The sequence below is a fragment of the Maribacter caenipelagi genome, assembly GCF_004364175.1.
In the GTDB taxonomy this organism is placed as follows: domain Bacteria; phylum Bacteroidota; class Bacteroidia; order Flavobacteriales; family Flavobacteriaceae; genus Maribacter; species Maribacter caenipelagi.
In genome coordinates, this window is record NZ_SNZW01000013.1 from 134,967 (window position 1) to 151,724 (window position 16,758).

A 16,758-nucleotide genomic window follows, 5' to 3' on the forward strand; every position below is an offset into this window, starting at 1 on the left:
TTAACAACCCGAACAGATTTTTCGCTGTAAATAATTAAAAATTTAGGCTAGATGTGCTTCTACCCCAAATAAACTATTGATGCATTTTGGCACTAAAAAATTATAAGAGTTGACAGTAATTGGTTATGAAATCTACCATTCACCATCTTTTTATTTTAGAGGAAAATGCAGTAATTAATCAAACTGCACTTAAATAGATTACTCATCTCTGCCCAGTAGAACGTTAGGGTTATAATATTTTGAATTTTCACAAACAGTTTGAGTCCCGTAAAAGGTCAATTAACGAAACTACTAAAAGAGACCATGAACAGGACAGCCTCTAAAAAGGTATTTTATATTTTAGAAATGGTACTGTAATTCGGCCCTATTTTGGAACTTTCCCTATTTCCTAAATCAGTATCACCAGATGGGGGGCTTTATAGGGTTATTTGTATGAAATAGTACTAATTGTACTATACTGTTGTGGCAATAAAGCACTACAAAAAATAGGGGTTTAACATATTAAATGAGTTCGTTGTCCTCTAAAGTCTTTTTGAGCTTAGAATGATTCTCCCAGAACCTGTCTTTTATTTTTTGCATGATGGCCTCAAAATCGGGATGACTTTTTAAAGGTTTAATCAAAGGTTCATCTTCAATTAATAAAAACCAATACAGATAATTCTCTGTTTCGGAAAATATTCTAAGCTGTTCGATAGCCTCATTGATTTTTCCTTCATAAGCGTATTTCCAAACCAGATTCACACTTCTATAAATGGATTGATCATTTTTACAGTACTCTGAGAAATCGTTAAATAGTTTCTCAGCTTTAGTATCTAAACCCATTTTCTTATAGACCAGTGCAATTTTGACGTTTTCCTGTAGATAAATATCCAGTCCCTTTGCTTCCCTGGTTTCGACAAATTTTTTAAAATAGAAATAGGCACTGTCATAATTTTCCTCGATGTAGTACAACTTCCCTATGTCCTGTAAAATATCGAGCCTAGTCGTATCCTTATTCCATTCCTCAATCAGCAAATTCCTGATACGCTCAATATTACCATCCTTGGCGAACAGAATAAATGCCTTTAGGTGCGGAGCAAAATAGTTTTCAGCGTTATAATCCAACGACTTATTGATATATTTTAAGGCTTCATCTGCAAATCCTGATGACACTAGCGCATTACTTAGCTGTAAATAAGTATAGCTCTGAGTGAAGGAATCACTCGCTACATTTAGCTGGACCCCTTTTAATGCGTACTCTAGGTACTTGTTGGTATTGGGAACCATGTGAGAATAAAATTCCGCAAGCATTTGCACCGCCAAAGATGAATTAGGGTTGTACTCCAGTGCCTTGTTAAGATGGGGCAAGGCCAATTTGTACTCCTTTGTTTGTATGTAGTAAAATGCCTTGGCGACTAGGCTTTCGGCAGATTTTGAATCATAAAGTAAGGCCTTATCCGCAAAGCTATTAATCTTTTCGGTGTATTGCTTTTCGAGTTGGGACATTTCGAGCAGATAGTATGAAATAGCGATGTTGGCATAGGCCAAGGCAAACTCCGGATCCTGCTCTATAGCTTTTTCAAATAATGAAATGGCCTTTTCCAAACCTTCATTAGTGCGCGAATAATAAGGATCCAATGCTTGTAGGTAGTAGTCATAGGCCAATAGATTGTCAGTTGGTTTTTTTTCAATTTGCTCCAATTCGGCCGGTGTTACGACGGCTGCAATGGCATCCGCGATTTTTTTGGCCACATCGTTTTGTAAAGCAAAGATGTCTACTACTTCCCGATTGTATTGTTCCAACCAAATTGGGGTGTCCGATGAAGCTTCGATCAATTGAATATTGAGTAACACCTGATTTCCGATTCGTTGGCCACTACCTTCTACCAAGTAGTTCACATCAAGTTCTTCGGCAATCTCTGGAATGCCCTTCTCGGTTTTTCTGTACTTCTCTACCGAGGTTCTACTGATGACCCGCAAGTCTTCAATTTTCTGAAGGTTGTTTAATGCAGATTCCATCAACCCGTTTACAAAATAAAGATTGGTGGAATCGCTGCTCTCATTTTTAAAGGGCAATACTGCGATGGATTTTTCAATTTCCAATTGATGAACCTTATCGTTTTTACTAAAAATTAAAAAGGAAACAACCAGAAGTATAACGGATGTTACAGCAATAAGCGGCAATTTGTAAAGCTTCAAATAGTTTGGCTTAACCTGTTCGATTTCTACTTGTACATCACTTTTTCCAACTTCGCCAGGGGAATATCCGTACTGTTCACGAAAGCATTTAATGAAATAGGAAGTGCTTCCAAAACCTACTTGATATGAAATTTCCGAAACCGTTGAAGCATCTTCCTTTAACAGATTCATTGCTTCTTTAAGACGGACTTGACGTATAAACTGGCTTGCAGAAAGCTGTGTCTGTTTCTTGATCTTCCGGAGCAAGTTGGATCGGCTCATGTGCGTAGCTTCCGCAAGTTCGGACACCCCAAATTGATCGTTGGCCAAATTCTCCAGAATTATGGCTTCCGCTTGTTCGATAAAGGTTGGTTTTTTGGGCGATGGATTTGACATGTTGTTTTTTGCTGGCTCTAAATTAGGGAAAATCTAGAGAATTATGCGTTAACCCTGCAGTCATTGATTTACCGGATAAAGCATCGTTTGCATCATAAGTTACATCGTTGCGCCATAATTTTTATGGTCTCCTGAAACTTTACATAGCTCTCCGCATAGCTCATACGGGTTGCTTCAAGTTCGATGGCATCTTTGTACCAACAAAAGTCATAACAAAACAATTTAAAATAATAATTATGAAAACATCAATCATAAGAACAGCAACGGAATCAAGAACAGGACAGTATTTCTCATCCTTTAGTAGCAGCAAAAGGGCGCAGTGGGCACAATACAGAAACTTCAGCAGATAATCTGAATCAAAAAAAAAGTAAACAATCTATAAAAACAAATAAAGCATGAAAGCATCAATCACAAGAACCGCAACGGAATTTAGAACAGGCCAGTACTTCTCATCTTTCAGCAACAGCAAGAGAACCCAATGGGCGCAGCCCCGGAATTTTAACCGCTAATCACGGTCAATAAGAATTTATCAAAAAACAATACAGTTATGAGAACAATCATCAATCACTCACCAACGGAATCTAGAAGGCTCACCTTTCTTACCCATGTAAAGGATAGCAAGAGAATCCATTGGTCAAATTCCAGACCTTACCTTCATTTAGAAGCCTAGTTTGTTGGTTTGGAAAAAGGGTTAGGCTCTAATCAAAGTCTATCCCTTACCATAACAAAATTATAACAATAATTAAAAATGTAATTATGAAATCGAAGATTCACGAATACCTATTAAAATTAAATAACAAAGACATGAGTAAAACAATCAAAAAACAAGCTAAGTTAAAAGTGGCGTGTGCTGCCTTTACTTTAATATCTGCACTAGCATTTGCACAAAATAATTCTAACACTCTAAACATCTTTAACCGAGATGGTTTTATGTTCGAATTTGGTCTAGGTGGTGGTATAATCAGTATAGAAGATAGTGCTGGAACCCAAAGTTTTGATGATACCCAAGGCGGTGGCACTTTTCCTGAATTAAAGTTTGGCTATATGCTAAACAACCGTTTAGCCGTTACCGTTTCTGCACCTGGAATGATTTACACGCTTAATGATAACGACAGGCACTTTGGAGGCATTATACCTTCTGTTCAATACTGGGTAAAAGACCGGTGGTGGATACATGGTGGTGCCGGTTTAGCCTTAGATGGCCCTGCCTTATATGATATTGAAGATAACATAAATGACGATTGGAATACGGGTTTAGCTGTTATGGCGAGCACGGGTTACGAAGTGTACAGAAAAAACAAATTTGCCTTAAACGTCCAATCCAAATTACTCCTGGGTGGTGTAAAGCTAGATAATAATAATGACAGAGAGGTGGTGCAATTTAGTTTAGGAATTGGCTTTAGCTGGTTTTAATCATTTGCACCGCCAAAGGGTATAATACCCCAAGGCTTGCCTCGAAATTAAAAGTCCGTTTCCTACGAATGCATTGCGGGCTTGCCCCGAGGTCGTTTACTAAAGAAAAAATAATAGCAATAATCAAAAAAAAGATAATCATGAAATCAAAGATTCACGAATACCTATTAAAATTAAATAACATAATCATGAATAAACCATTTAGAATTATCACATTAAGAACCTTGGGATACATGTCATTAGGTCTTCTTTTACTTACGACCGCATGTGGTCAAACAAGCAGTAAATCAAAAACCGAAGTAACCACCAGTACCGAAACCAAGTCGGTAGTTGATGCACCAGAAATGGATATTCAAACAGCGATACTATCGGACAATCTTGAAGCTGTTAAACAGCATATTTCGGCAGGAACAGATTTGAACAAAAAAGACCCTATGACCGGGGCCACACCACTAATCACTGCCGCGAGCTTTGGAAAGCATAAAATTGCGCAAGCCCTTATTGATGCCGGTGCGGATTTATCGGCTAAAAATAACGATGGTGCAACAGCTTTGCATACGGCCGCATTCTTTTGTAGAGTCGAAGTCGTACAGACGCTTATTGATGCCAAAGCCGATAAGTCCGCTAAAAACAACTTTGGTATGACACCAAGGGAAAGTGTAATAGGGCCATTTGGAGAAATAAAACCCATTTATGAAATGCTACAGCAACAATTAGGGCCGATAGGTTTGAAAATTGAGTTGACCGAAATCGAAAAAACCCGTCCGGTCATAGCAATGATGTTGCAATAATCGATTTTAAAATTAAACATGATGAAAACGGAAAGAAGATACGACATTGATTGGCTAAGGGTCATAGCAATAGGCTTGCTACTCATCTATCACATAGCCATCATATTCCAGCCTTGGGCCATGTTCATTGGTTTTATCAAGAGCGATGAATCCCTAGAGAGCCTATGGAAACCAATGACCATGCTCAACGTCTGGCGAATTCCGTTGTTATTTTATGTCTCCGGAATGGGGCTTTATTTCGCTATGCGTAAACGAAATTGGAGGCAATTACTTTTAGAGCGCGCAAAGCGGATTCTCTTGCCTTTCCTATTTGGTATCGTTGCCATTACCACCCTGCACATGTTTATTTTTCAGGAATACTATAACATGCCTTTGGGGTATTTCCCCCATCAAGGTCATTTATGGTTCTTGGGAAATATCTTTGTGTACGTACTCTTGCTCTTGCCTTTTTTTTACTACTTAAAAAAGAATGGAAACGGTAAAATTAAAAGAGTGTTATTGTGGCTAATGAGCCATCCTGGTGGGCCTTTATTGGTATCCCTATTTTTTGTCTTAGAGGTTCTGTTGGTAAAGCCCTCGCTGTTTGCATTATACGCCCAGACTTGGCATGGCTTTGTTATTGGATTTTTGGCCTTCTTTTTCGGCTTTCTTTTCGTGTACAGTGGTAAAACATTCTGGCAGACCGTTTTAAAATGGCGCTGGTTATATATTGGTTTGGCCGTCGTGATGTTCGGTATAAGATATTTTAATTACGCGACGGAAGCACCCGGTTATCTTACGGCTATCGAATCCAATTGTTGGATTTTCGGCGTTTTCGGCCTCGGATATAAGTACTTGAACAAACCAAGTAAAATCCTGACTTATTTGAGCCAAGCAGCGTATCCTGTTTATATCATACACATGTTTGTTTTGTACGCAGGGGCTATGTTCATATTGCCATTGGAAATACCTATCTTATTGAAATTCGTAGGTATTGTAGCTTTTACAGTTTTAGCCTGCTATCTCATTTATGAATTTATGATTAAAAGGATTGGATTCTTAAAGCCATTGTTTGGACTTAAATGGAAATCCAATAATGCAAAAAAGCTCATGAAAATGTATAATCTAAAAATTAAGGACTCTTCAAATTAGTTCCAATTTAAAAAACCGAACGATTGGTCACACTTTTTAAGATACTTTCATGTTGCTTTTTTGATAGTCTTGAAAGTTGAAATGTAACAAGCCTAGGTTTATTAAGTCTTCTTTAAAAATATTAAAATGTCGAAAAAATTAAGCCATCTAAAACAAGTCTTGAAAACAATACTGTTGTTTTTGGGAATTTTAACCTTGCTAAGTGCTGTTTGCTACTATGCAATACTGAGATTGAATCCGACAAGTATCTATGTCGGAGCTTTGATGATGTGCCCTGCACTTTCGGCCTTCATTACATTGAAGCTAATGAAAAGACCGATTTCAAGTCTTTCTTGGGGTCTGAAAAGTTTGAAAAATTTACGCCTATCGTATTTGATTCCGGTAGCCTACATTATGATTTCTTATATATTAATCTGGGTTATCGGTTTTGGAGATGTGATCAATCAGGAAACTATCACCGAGTGGTCGCAAGAATTAGGCATGGAAGGTTTTAGTAGTACTATTATACTATTGACTATGATTGTTCTCTTATCTATTGTTGGTGTTGTAAAGAACATTGGTTCGACATTGGGCGAGGAAATTGGATGGCGGGGATTCTTCATCTACGAACTTCGGAAACTATTTTCCTTTGGCACTGTTTCTATAATTAGCGGCCTAATTTGGGCGATATGGCATTGGCCAATTATCTTTTTGATATACAAGGGAAGTGGAAACCTGTTGCTACACATTACAGCTTTTACCGTAATGATAGTTGCAATTTCGGTCATTTTGGCCTACTATACTTTTAAATCCAACAGCTTGTGGCCTGCGGCCCTATTTCATTCCGTACACAATATATTCATACAGAAGATTTTAACGCCGTTGACGATAACAAATGACCGCACTACTTTTTGGATAGATGAATACGGACTCATGCTACCGATTATTACGACGCTATTTGCCATCTATTTTTGGCGAAAGGCAAAAGTTGAGAACCTATAGGTTTTAAGACAATAAAATGAAACAAACAACCGTATTATGGCAAAGAAACAATCAAAACGAATACTCAAAATCATATTAATTATGGCAAGCATCAGCTCACTATTCTTTGTACCATGGATTTTGCTAAGATTACTGTTAACACCATTACCTGATACGGTTCAAGAACAGGTCAATGATGCTATTGGATACGGATTGGACGGCATGATTGTTTATGTAGACCAAGCTGGTAAGCCACCTGAGTTTTATGCCGCTGGTTGGCAGGATCGAAAGAATAAAATTCCTGCCAACCCAAAAGCTTTATTCCGGATTGCCAGCATTAGCAAGTTGTATGTTGCTGTTGCCGTAGCAAAATTAGTTAATGACAATCAGTTGTCTTTAGACAAAACGCTCACTGATTATATGCCGGAACTAGTGGGACGAATTGAAAATGCGGATAAAATCACCTTGAGAATGATGGTGCAACATCGGAGTGGTATTCCGAATTACACCGACTCTCCAGATTTTTGGATAAACGACTATTCGAAAAATACCAAAGAATCGCTCGATTTGGTCCTCGATACTCCTGCCGATTTTAAACCGGATAAAAAATATAGGTACTCAAATACCAATTATCTGTTGATTGGCGATATTTTGGATAAAACATTGGGATATAGTCATCACCAATTTATTAAAAAAGAAATTTTAATGCCCCTCGGGCTCAACCATACCTACAGTTTGCTAAGTGAAGTGAATTTAGACGATGTAATGAGCGGATATGCCGTGGATTATGAGCCAGACCTAAAGCCCAATGATTTTGTAAGCCCTGCCGGCTCCATGGTGGCTACAGCACAGGACGTGGGTATATTCTTGAGGGCGTTGAACGAAGGCTCATTGCTAAATGATAAGGAACAAGCTATCTATTCGTCAATCTATGTATATGAACATACTGGATTATTACCAGGTTACAGCAGTATTGCCAAATATCACAAAGATATTGATGCTGTGGTTGTTCAATTTGTAAATACCAGTGGCGGATACTCTTGGAACGTCTCAGAAAAAATTAATAATAGAATTGTAAAAATCCTGAAAAGGAGAAAGTAACCAATACCCTAAAATTAATATTCTTGATAAAAAAAACAGATACTATGGAAACAAATGCATCAAACAATACCCCCAAGCTCATGAAAACTAAATCTCATCCTTTTTGGCGCTGGTTCTGGCTCACTTTCCTTGTTGTTTCTCTTTGGTATGCATGGTATTCATTCTATGTGCCTTCAAATGATATGGTTTGGAATGATGACATGGTGTCTGCTCAAAAGCTTGCTGACAGTTCTGACAAAAATATAATGTTATTTTTTACCGGGGAATGGTGTTCGCCTTGTCGCATTATGAAGCGTGAAATTTTTGGAGACAAAGAAGCTATGAATGCCATTAATGCGAAAGTTATACCCGTTGAGATTAATATTGATGACCCTAATGTTAAAGAACTCGCAAAGCACTATAACATTGGCGCTACCCCAACTACAGTTTTTATTGATTCTGAAGGAAATGTAATTGATTACGCTGTAGGAAAGGTTGGGAGAACAAAATTCCTTGAAATACTTAAAAATTTGAATTTGCCCTAATTCTAAGTAAGGTAGAAGCGCCTGATATAAAAAACGACATTATACATCTTGTAAATTACAAAAGACTAAAGACATTTCGCTTCCAAAAGCAGCCATAATAAAATTGGGTGATACTTTAGACGAAAGTTATGCAAATATCTTTTGGTTTGATGCTCAGATTATTGAAACGTTTAGGCTAAAACTAACTAGGATTCCTTCACAACGGTTAACCTAATAATAGTTTATTGACATTTGATTTATAAGTCTGTCCTATGGGAACTTTATGATCTCCAATGTAAATTCTGTTGCCTTCTACACTACGTATATGCTTTTTTGCAACTGCAAAAGACTTATGAACTTGAAGAAAATCATTGTCTGAAAATAATTGTATCGTATCCGATATTTTTTCTCGAATGCTGATGATGCCATCAGTAGTAACAACTTTGGTATAGTTTCCAGAAGCTTCAATAAATAGTATGGAATCTATAGCTACCTGAACATGACTATTATTTTGCTTTAAAAAAATATGCTTTCCTTCAGGCTTTATATTCTGCTGCCTTCCCATACTTATTGTACTAATGGTCGAAGACGTTACTTTATTAATAGCACTCAAAAAACGTTCTAAACTAAAAGGTTTTAACAGGTAATCTACAACGTTTAATTCGTAGCCTTCAATTGCGAATTCACTATAGGCGGTCGTGACAATAACTTTAGGAGGTGATGTTAAGGTTCTTAAAAATTCAAATCCTTTTAATTTGGGCATATTTATATCTAAAAAGATTAATTCAACTTGATGTGAATTTAAATACTCAAGCGCTTCCAAAGCGCTATAACAGTTTTTCTGCAACTTCATATGCGGAAGCATTTCACAATATTCCATGATAATCTTATGGGCTATATGTTCATCATCTATGATTAGATATCTCATTATTTTAATTTTAGAGATAGTTTAACTGTATAACTAGTTGTGTTTACGTCAAAAGAAAGAACATGCTTATTTGGATAAACTAGCTCTAATCTTCTCTTTAAGTTTTTTAAACCAATACCTTCTGTATTGGGTGTTTGTTGTAATTCAAAATTATTTTCAATTATGAAATTTACGTTATTATCCTTTTCGGTTAAGTTAATATGGATATACGCGTCTTTTTCTAAATTTTCCAAGCCATGCTTAAAAGCATTCTCTACTAGAATAATAAATAGTAAAGGCATAATTTTAGCTTGCGGATTCTCAATTTCAGAATTAAATTGAACATCAGACTTTTTATGATAGCGTATTCCTTGAAGTTCAATATAGTTTTTTAAGTAATCTAATTCTTGTTTAAGGGTAACCCAATCTTTTTGGCCCTCATAAATACTATATCGCATCATATCAGAAAGTTTAAGTACCATTTCCCTTTCCTTAGAATCTTTTTCCATCAATCCATACAAATTGTTGAGTGTATTGAAGAAGAAATGTGGGTTTACCTGACTCTTTAAATGCAGTAATTCTGTTTTTTCTTTTTCATTCTTTAATCGAATAATTGATTTGATCTGTTTAAAAACCCAGTGGGCAATTGTAATGATTAAGAGAATAAAGTACAATACAACAAACTCAGCAAACCCTTCTAATTTACCAAAAGTGTCATTAAAGATTACAATGACTATACCTATAATTACAAGGGATATCTTATAAACCCTGTTTATAATTTTCTTTTTTCTATCTGAAATTTTCAACTTCATAGGTCAAGATTAATTAAATAAAATTCCTCCTACAAATTAGTTGACAAACAATAGATACACAGGGATAAACACCTACTTAGTTGGGATAAAGTACGTTTGTACCCTTCTTAAGGTGTTGTATCACGCCTAACATCAGATGTGTCACTTTTTGTTTTTTATAATTAAGGCCCACCATAAGTTTGCCTCAATCAATCAAAAAACGAACAATATGGAACTTAGAATTGACAATCTATCAAAAACGTATTCAAACGGGATTAAAGCTTTACAAAACATTTCACTAGATATACCAACAGGGATGTTTGGTCTTTTAGGCCCAAATGGTGCAGGCAAGTCTACGTTAATGCGAACTATTGCAACACTGCAAGAAGCCGATGCTGGTTCCATTGTTCTTGGAGACATCGATGGATTGAAACAAAAAAATGAATTGCGGCAGGTATTAGGTTATTTGCCGCAACAATTTGGCTTGTACCCAAAAATATCGGCAGAGGTGTTACTTAATCATTTTGCAGTGCTTAAAGGCATCACTAATAAAAATGAACGCAAAGAATTAGTGAAAGCGCTTTTGTATAAAACCAATTTATATGACGTACGACAACAAAACCTTAAAGGATTTTCTGGTGGGATGAAGCAACGTTTTGGTATTGCACAAGCCTTACTTAACAATCCGAAGTTACTTATTGTTGATGAACCAACAGCAGGATTGGATCCCGTTGAACGCAATCGATTTTACAACGTTCTAAGCGAGCTTGGGGAACATACCGTGGTTATTTTATCCACACACATTGTTGACGATGTCAAAGAACTCTGCACAAATATGGCCATTATTAATCAAGGACAAGTATGCTTAAAAGGGCAGCCGTTGCAAATACTAGAAGGCCTAAAAGATAAAGTCTATAAAAAAACAATCGAGAAATCAGAATTGAACCTATATAAAGAAAATTATCAGGTCATCAGTGAACGATTATTTCTTGGAAAACCAACCATTCATATCGTAAGTGATACAAATCCAGGAGACGGTTTTTCGCTTATTAATGCCGAATTAGAGGACGTCTATTTTTCGGAAATATTCAATACTACTAACCTTAAATCTAATTAGTTATGTGGTATACTATTTTTAAGTTCGAAATACAATACCGAATTAAACGACCAGATACTTATGTATTCTTCCTTTTTCTATTTCTATTTTCAATTGTTGGTGTTGACTTTATTTTTCAAGGTTCAGAAATGGGACTTATGAAAAAAAACTCACCCATAGTGATTGCAAAAACAATGGGAGCCATTACCGGTATATTTATGATTTTAGCGTCAATGATAATGGGCGTTTCTGTACTAAGGGATTTTGAATACAATATTGAATCATTGCTATTTTCTGCACCAATCAACAAAAAAGATTATTTACTAGGTCGATTTTTAGGATCGTTTGCAGTTTTGCTATTTGCATTTACAGGTATTTTATTTGGCATGATGCTAAGCGAATTTATGCCATGGCATAATCCAGAAGATCTATTAGGGTTTAATGCCATTGTTTATATAAAGACATTTTTAATGGTAACGTTACCAACGTTATTTTTTGGAGCTTCGTTATTTTTTGTTACAGGTGCTTTAAGCAGAAACCTGGTAGTAGTCTATACACAAGGTATTATTTTATTTGTGGTTTTTATGCTAACCAAAGCTATCACTAATGAATTTTGGCAAGCCATTCTAGATCCATTTTCGCTAACAACAACCACTTTTGCGACAAAGTCTTGGTCAGCTTTAGAAAAAAGCACACAAGAACTTCCTTTTATTGGAGCATTGCTATATAACAAACTATTTTGGATGTCTCTAGGAATACTCGCGCTAATCTATGGTTATAAAAAATTCAATTTTAATGTTGTTAAAGAAAAGCAATCAAAGAGAAAGCAAGTTGAAAAATTAGTTGGTAAAAGCACTAGTGTTGTTAGTGGTATAGAAATTCCTGAAGCTACAAAGCAATATGGATTACTTTCAAAATGGAATCAATTAAAACAATTTACTTGGTTTTACTTTATCGATATTTGCAAGCAAGCATCATTTTGGGGAATTGTTATTTGTGGGATGATTATCATTCTCATTAATTCCGTAAATCTTGGAACTGTATATGGTGTTGATAGCTATCCAGCAACCTATTTTATTGTTGAAGAACTCAAAGAAACATCTATTTATTTCTTCATAATAATTTTAGTGTTTTATTCAGGTGAATTGGTATGGAAAGAGCGAGGTGCTAAATTAGATTTGATCTATGACGCAACACCAATATCTAGTTTTATCAAACTAATTGGTAAATACATTGGATTAAACGTAGTGTATGTAGTATTAATGCTCGCACTAATTGGTTCAGGAATTCTATTTCAAACATTAAGTGGGTATTACAAATATGAATTCCAAGTCTATTTTTATGGTTTCTTCTTAGAAATTTTACCGTTTTTAGCACTGTATACATGCATTGCATTTTTTATTCAATCTGTGGTAAACCATAAGTTTGTAGGCATAATGTTGGTGATTATATTTTTTATAGTCAATGTTGCTTTAGGTTTATTCGGGTTTGATCACGATTTATATTTTTTCGGAGGCAGTGCTTTAGGAACGTATTCTGATATGAATGGTTATGGTCATTTTTTAAAACCCTATCTGTTAATTAAATCATATTGGTTTCTCTTCGGAATACTATTACTAATTATTGGGTCTTTAGTAAACGTAAGAGGTACTGAAACCAATTTAATACAACGCATAAGAGCTAGCAAAAACAGATTGAGCAAGCCGCTTTTTAAAGTTGGTTCTATGGTCTTTTTAGTATTTATACTCATGGGAAGTTTAATCTTTTACAATACGAATATTTTAAACACTTATTGGACCAATACTAAAGCAACTGAATTTAGAGTAGGTTATGAAAAGGAACTCAAACAGTTTGAATATATACCACAGCCCAGAATAGTAGATGTGAATTTAAAAGTGGAGTTGTATCCTGTATCAAGAGATTATACTGCGGAAGGGTATTATATATTAAAAAATACCAACGCGCAACCCATTAATGAGATTCATATTCAGAAACTAATCGAAGAGAATATCACATTAGATGCTGTCACTTTTGATGGAGGCGCAACAGAAAATAATACATACGCTTCCTACGATTATACCATCTATCAGTTGCATAGCCCTTTGAATCCTGGAGATTCAATTAAAATGGACTTTAAGCAATCATTTACTACGAATGGATTTGAAGCAGGTAATTCAAATGCTAATATTGTTGAAAATGGAACATTCTTTAACAATAAAGACTTTCCAACATTAGGTTACAACAGAAAATATGAGCTAAGTGATAGGGATGAACGTTCAGAATATAATTTATCTGAAAGAACAAATAGAGCAAATAGAAATGACGTGAAAGAATTAGTTAACGCAAGGTCTGGTAGTGATTCTGATGGTATTCATTTTGAAATGATTATAGGAACAGACATTGACCAAACAGCATTAGTTCCTGGTAATTTATTGAGGGAGTGGACAGAAAATAATCGCAATTATTTTCATTATAAAATGGAAATTCCAATGATTGATTTTTACTCAATTGTTTCAGCAAAATATGACATAAAAAGAGGTAAATGGATTTCAAAATCTGATTCAATTTCAAAACAAGTAGATCTGGAAATTTACTATCATAAAGGTCATGAGTACAACATAGATAGAATGATGACGGCTATGAAAGCCTCATTAGATTACTATTGCACAAATTTCAGTCCGTATCAATATGAACAGTTACGTATAATGGAGTTTCCGCGTTATGCGCAATTTGCACAATCATTTCCGGGCACTGTTCCTTTCTCAGAATCTATAGGTTTTGTTTTAGATATTGATGATGAAACCGATGTAGATATGGCATTTTATGTCACTGCCCATGAAATTGCCCACCAATGGTTTGGTATGCAGGTAGAAGCGGCCAATGTAAAAGGGAGAAATTTAATTTTAGAAACCTTGTCACAGTATGCAGCTATGATGGTTTTAAAACAAGAATATTCAGAGGAGAAGCTACTTCAATTTATAGAGATTCAAAAAGAGAGGTATAAAGAAGGAAAAGGTAAAGAAGCTCTAAAGGAACCTTCATTGGCTTTAGTAGAAAACCAAAAGTATGTGTACTATGCCAAAGGTGCCCTCAACATGTATCAATTTCTAAAGGTTATAGGCGAGGAGAAGGTCAATAAAGCTTTAAGACGCTTTTTGGAAGATTGGAATACCACCAACGGTAAACTAAAAATGAATACCAATTGCTATGCTACCAGTCAAGACTTGTTAAGCTATTTTAGAGCGGCTACGCCTGATTCGCTTCAGCATATAATCCTTGAACTATTTGAAAGTGTTAAACCGGTAGAATTGTAACTTCTTACCTTATGGCACTTTTCCAGGCTTAGGAATTAAGATTGAACATCTTGTAAAATTATAGTTTATCAAAAGGAATACCGAACTTACAAATAACTGGCAATGACTAAAACGACGTAGGCGGTCAAGAGGTCCGATTTATAAGAATAGAAATGACCCGGGTAAACACTAGTTATAACGCCCAATCCTAATTGCTATCGGTGGAGGGGCGGCTCATGGGCATAGAATGAAATTTTTATTTGAATTACGTTTAAACCTTTAATCTTGCGTCTATGTATTTTTCCTTTCCGTATTTAAAATCAATGTGTTTCTTTGTATATGAATGAATATCAGTACAAAAACACTTAAAAGTAATACTACAAAGGCCCTTTATTGGAAGTGCCAATTATTAGGATGGTGTACGGTTTCTGTTTATTGGGCATACACGGTATATACCAGGGATAACTATGGGGTGTTTTACACTTTCTGTAATTATGTTTTGGATGTAGGCATCGGAATTTTCCTGACCCATATGTACAGAACATATGCTTTAAAGGCAAATTGGAGTCAATTACCCATCCAAAGGTTGCTTGTTCGTGTAATTCCCAGTATACTTTTATTGGCTGTTTTATATGTGCTTTTAAACAATATGAAGTGGTATGGTTACTGGACCTTGATCGCAGAACAGGATAAGGATATATGGGCATCGCTTCTTTATTGGGACCCCATATTGCTTACCGGTTTACGGTTAATGTCTATCTGGATTTTAGCGTATCACCTGTATCATTATTATCAAAAAGAAGTTGTAACTGCAAGAGAATATGCTCAACTTTCCTTAGTGGCGAAACAAGCACAATTAGACAATTTAGCGGCTCAACTAAACCCACATTTTTTATTTAATTCCTTGAATTCCATAAAGTCCTTAATCGTTGAGAACCCTAATGTAGCTAGACGTGGGATAGACCTATTGTCCGACTTATTACGTTCCTCTTTATATGAAAAAGATAAAGACCTAATTTCAATAAAAAACGAATTGGCTTTAGTAAAAGATTATATAGAGCTGGAAAAACTTCGTTTTGAAGAACGATTGACCATTGATATCACCATTGATAAAACATTAACCAATTTTAAAATTCCCACTTTGAGTATCCAATTGTTGTTAGAAAATGCAATTAAACATGGAATTGACAAAATTATTGAAGGTGGGCTAATAACTTTGAAAATTGGTAAGAACGGAGATCAAGTCTATATTCAAGTTCAAAATCCAGGAAAATTAACTGATACTAAATCTGCAAGAGGTTTAGGTTTAATGAACTTAAAGAAGCGCTTGGAGCTTCAATATAACAAAGAGGCTTCTTTTAATTTAGAAGAAATAGATAATAACATAGTGCAAGCGACTATACTAGTACCCTATAAAACAGATGAAAACATATAAAGCGGTTATTATCGATGATGAACGTTTAGCGCGAGAAGAGGTAAAACGTGCTTTAAAGAAATATCCAGAATTTATCGTGGTTGGAGAGGCAAACAATGTGGATGCCGCCATAAAATTAATAGCGAATGAAGATCCAGACCTATTGTTTTTGGACATACACATGCCTGAAAAGTCAGGATTTGATTTATTAGAAGAATTAACCACAGTTCCAGAAGTTGTTTTTACAACTGCCTATGACCAATACGCTGTAAAAGCTTTTGAGTTGAATGCATTGGACTATTTGGTTAAACCCTTACGGGAAGAACGTTTTGCAAAAACCATAGAAAAAGTAAAGCAGGAGTTGGCAGAGAAGGCAAAGGTGCCACAAGATGTTTTGCCCATGCATAAAAAGATTTTTATTAAAGACGGCGAATCTTGTTACTTTATTCCAATTTCCGATATCTATTATATTGAATCGATAGAGAATTATGCACGACTATATTTTGGCGATAAAAAAGCTATGATTAAACGTTCGTTGAATCTACTGGAAAAAAAGTTAGATACCACCGTGTTTTTTAGGGCCAATAGGAGTCAAATTATCAACACACATTTTATTAAAGAAATTCACCCGCATTTTAATAATAAGCTACACATCATCTTGATTTCTGGTGAAAAGATTGAAGTTTCAAGCCGACAGTCTGTTAAGTTTAAAAACTGGAATAGCTTATAATTGATTGGTTTGTAAATTAATTTTACGCTTATTTTCTTTTATTCACGTTCCTGTACTTTCCCTTTACACCTTTAT

At 35.4% G+C, this 16,758-nt stretch carries 14 protein-coding genes; 11 read left to right on the forward strand and 3 right to left on the reverse strand.

Annotation, left to right across the window (positions count from 1 at the left end):
• Window positions 1–501 precede the first annotated feature (501 nt).
• A complete protein-coding gene (locus DFQ03_RS05490; RefSeq protein ID WP_133672179.1) occupies window positions 502–2,553 on the reverse strand; it encodes a helix-turn-helix domain-containing protein in 2,052 nt (683 codons plus the stop codon).
• Between the two features lie 547 nt (window positions 2,554–3,100).
• Between DFQ03_RS05490 and DFQ03_RS19135 the strand changes: the two genes are divergently transcribed.
• The 7 genes from DFQ03_RS19135 to DFQ03_RS05520 all read left to right on the forward strand — a co-directional run bounded on the left by DFQ03_RS19135 (window position 3,101) and on the right by DFQ03_RS05520 (window position 8,473).
• On the forward strand, window positions 3,101–3,223 hold the full coding sequence (locus DFQ03_RS19135; protein ID WP_262711551.1) for a hypothetical protein: 123 nt from the start codon (window positions 3,101–3,103) through the stop codon (window positions 3,221–3,223).
• Between the two features lie 134 nt (window positions 3,224–3,357).
• Window positions 3,358–3,966: a hypothetical protein gene (locus DFQ03_RS05495; RefSeq protein WP_133672180.1), complete on the forward strand. Its 609-nt coding sequence runs from the start codon at window positions 3,358–3,360 to the stop codon at window positions 3,964–3,966.
• A gap of 188 nt (window positions 3,967–4,154) precedes the next feature.
• Window positions 4,155–4,757: an ankyrin repeat domain-containing protein gene (locus tag DFQ03_RS05500; protein WP_243834427.1), complete on the forward strand. Its 603-nt coding sequence runs from the start codon at window positions 4,155–4,157 to the stop codon at window positions 4,755–4,757.
• Between the two features lie 21 nt (window positions 4,758–4,778).
• Window positions 4,779–5,888 carry an acyltransferase family protein gene (locus DFQ03_RS05505; protein WP_133672623.1) on the forward strand — a complete coding sequence of 370 codons (1,110 nt, stop codon included), beginning with the start codon at window positions 4,779–4,781 and terminating at the stop codon, window positions 5,886–5,888.
• Between the two features lie 126 nt (window positions 5,889–6,014).
• Window positions 6,015–6,869 carry a CPBP family intramembrane glutamic endopeptidase gene (locus DFQ03_RS05510; RefSeq protein WP_133672181.1) on the forward strand — a complete coding sequence of 285 codons (855 nt, stop codon included), beginning with the start codon at window positions 6,015–6,017 and terminating at the stop codon, window positions 6,867–6,869.
• A gap of 36 nt (window positions 6,870–6,905) precedes the next feature.
• Complete coding sequence (locus DFQ03_RS05515; RefSeq protein WP_133672182.1) at window positions 6,906–7,949, forward strand: serine hydrolase domain-containing protein; 1,044 nt, start codon at window positions 6,906–6,908, stop codon at window positions 7,947–7,949.
• A 44-nt stretch (window positions 7,950–7,993) separates the two neighbouring features.
• Window positions 7,994–8,473: a thioredoxin family protein gene (locus DFQ03_RS05520; protein WP_133672183.1), complete on the forward strand. Its 480-nt coding sequence runs from the start codon at window positions 7,994–7,996 to the stop codon at window positions 8,471–8,473.
• A gap of 205 nt (window positions 8,474–8,678) precedes the next feature.
• Here the strand turns inward: DFQ03_RS05520 and DFQ03_RS05525 are convergent, their stop codons facing one another.
• Both DFQ03_RS05525 and DFQ03_RS05530 read right to left on the reverse strand, forming a co-directional pair.
• Entirely contained in the window at window positions 8,679–9,380 is a 702-nt protein-coding gene (locus DFQ03_RS05525; RefSeq protein WP_317128162.1) for a LytR/AlgR family response regulator transcription factor, read from the reverse strand.
• Window positions 9,380–10,171 (reverse strand): sensor histidine kinase, encoded by a 792-nt coding sequence (locus tag DFQ03_RS05530; RefSeq protein WP_133672185.1) that lies wholly within the window; start codon window positions 10,169–10,171, stop codon window positions 9,380–9,382. Before DFQ03_RS05530 ends, DFQ03_RS05525 begins: the two co-directional genes overlap by 1 nt.
• Before the next feature lie 208 nt (window positions 10,172–10,379).
• On the opposite strand from DFQ03_RS05530, the gene DFQ03_RS05535 reads away from it, so the two are divergent.
• The 4 genes from DFQ03_RS05535 to DFQ03_RS05550 all read left to right on the forward strand — a co-directional run bounded on the left by DFQ03_RS05535 (window position 10,380) and on the right by DFQ03_RS05550 (window position 16,683).
• Window positions 10,380–11,267: an ABC transporter ATP-binding protein gene (locus tag DFQ03_RS05535; protein WP_133672186.1), complete on the forward strand. Its 888-nt coding sequence runs from the start codon at window positions 10,380–10,382 to the stop codon at window positions 11,265–11,267.
• A 2-nt stretch (window positions 11,268–11,269) separates the two neighbouring features.
• A complete protein-coding gene (locus DFQ03_RS05540) occupies window positions 11,270–14,560 on the forward strand; it encodes an ABC transporter permease/M1 family aminopeptidase (RefSeq protein ID WP_133672187.1) in 3,291 nt (1,096 codons plus the stop codon).
• 322 nt (window positions 14,561–14,882) lie between these two features.
• Window positions 14,883–15,974: a sensor histidine kinase gene (locus DFQ03_RS05545; RefSeq protein ID WP_243834428.1), complete on the forward strand. Its 1,092-nt coding sequence runs from the start codon at window positions 14,883–14,885 to the stop codon at window positions 15,972–15,974.
• Entirely contained in the window at window positions 15,961–16,683 is a 723-nt protein-coding gene (locus DFQ03_RS05550) for a LytR/AlgR family response regulator transcription factor (RefSeq protein WP_133672188.1), read from the forward strand. Before DFQ03_RS05545 ends, DFQ03_RS05550 begins: the two co-directional genes overlap by 14 nt.
• The last annotated feature ends 75 nt before the right edge of the window (window positions 16,684–16,758 follow it).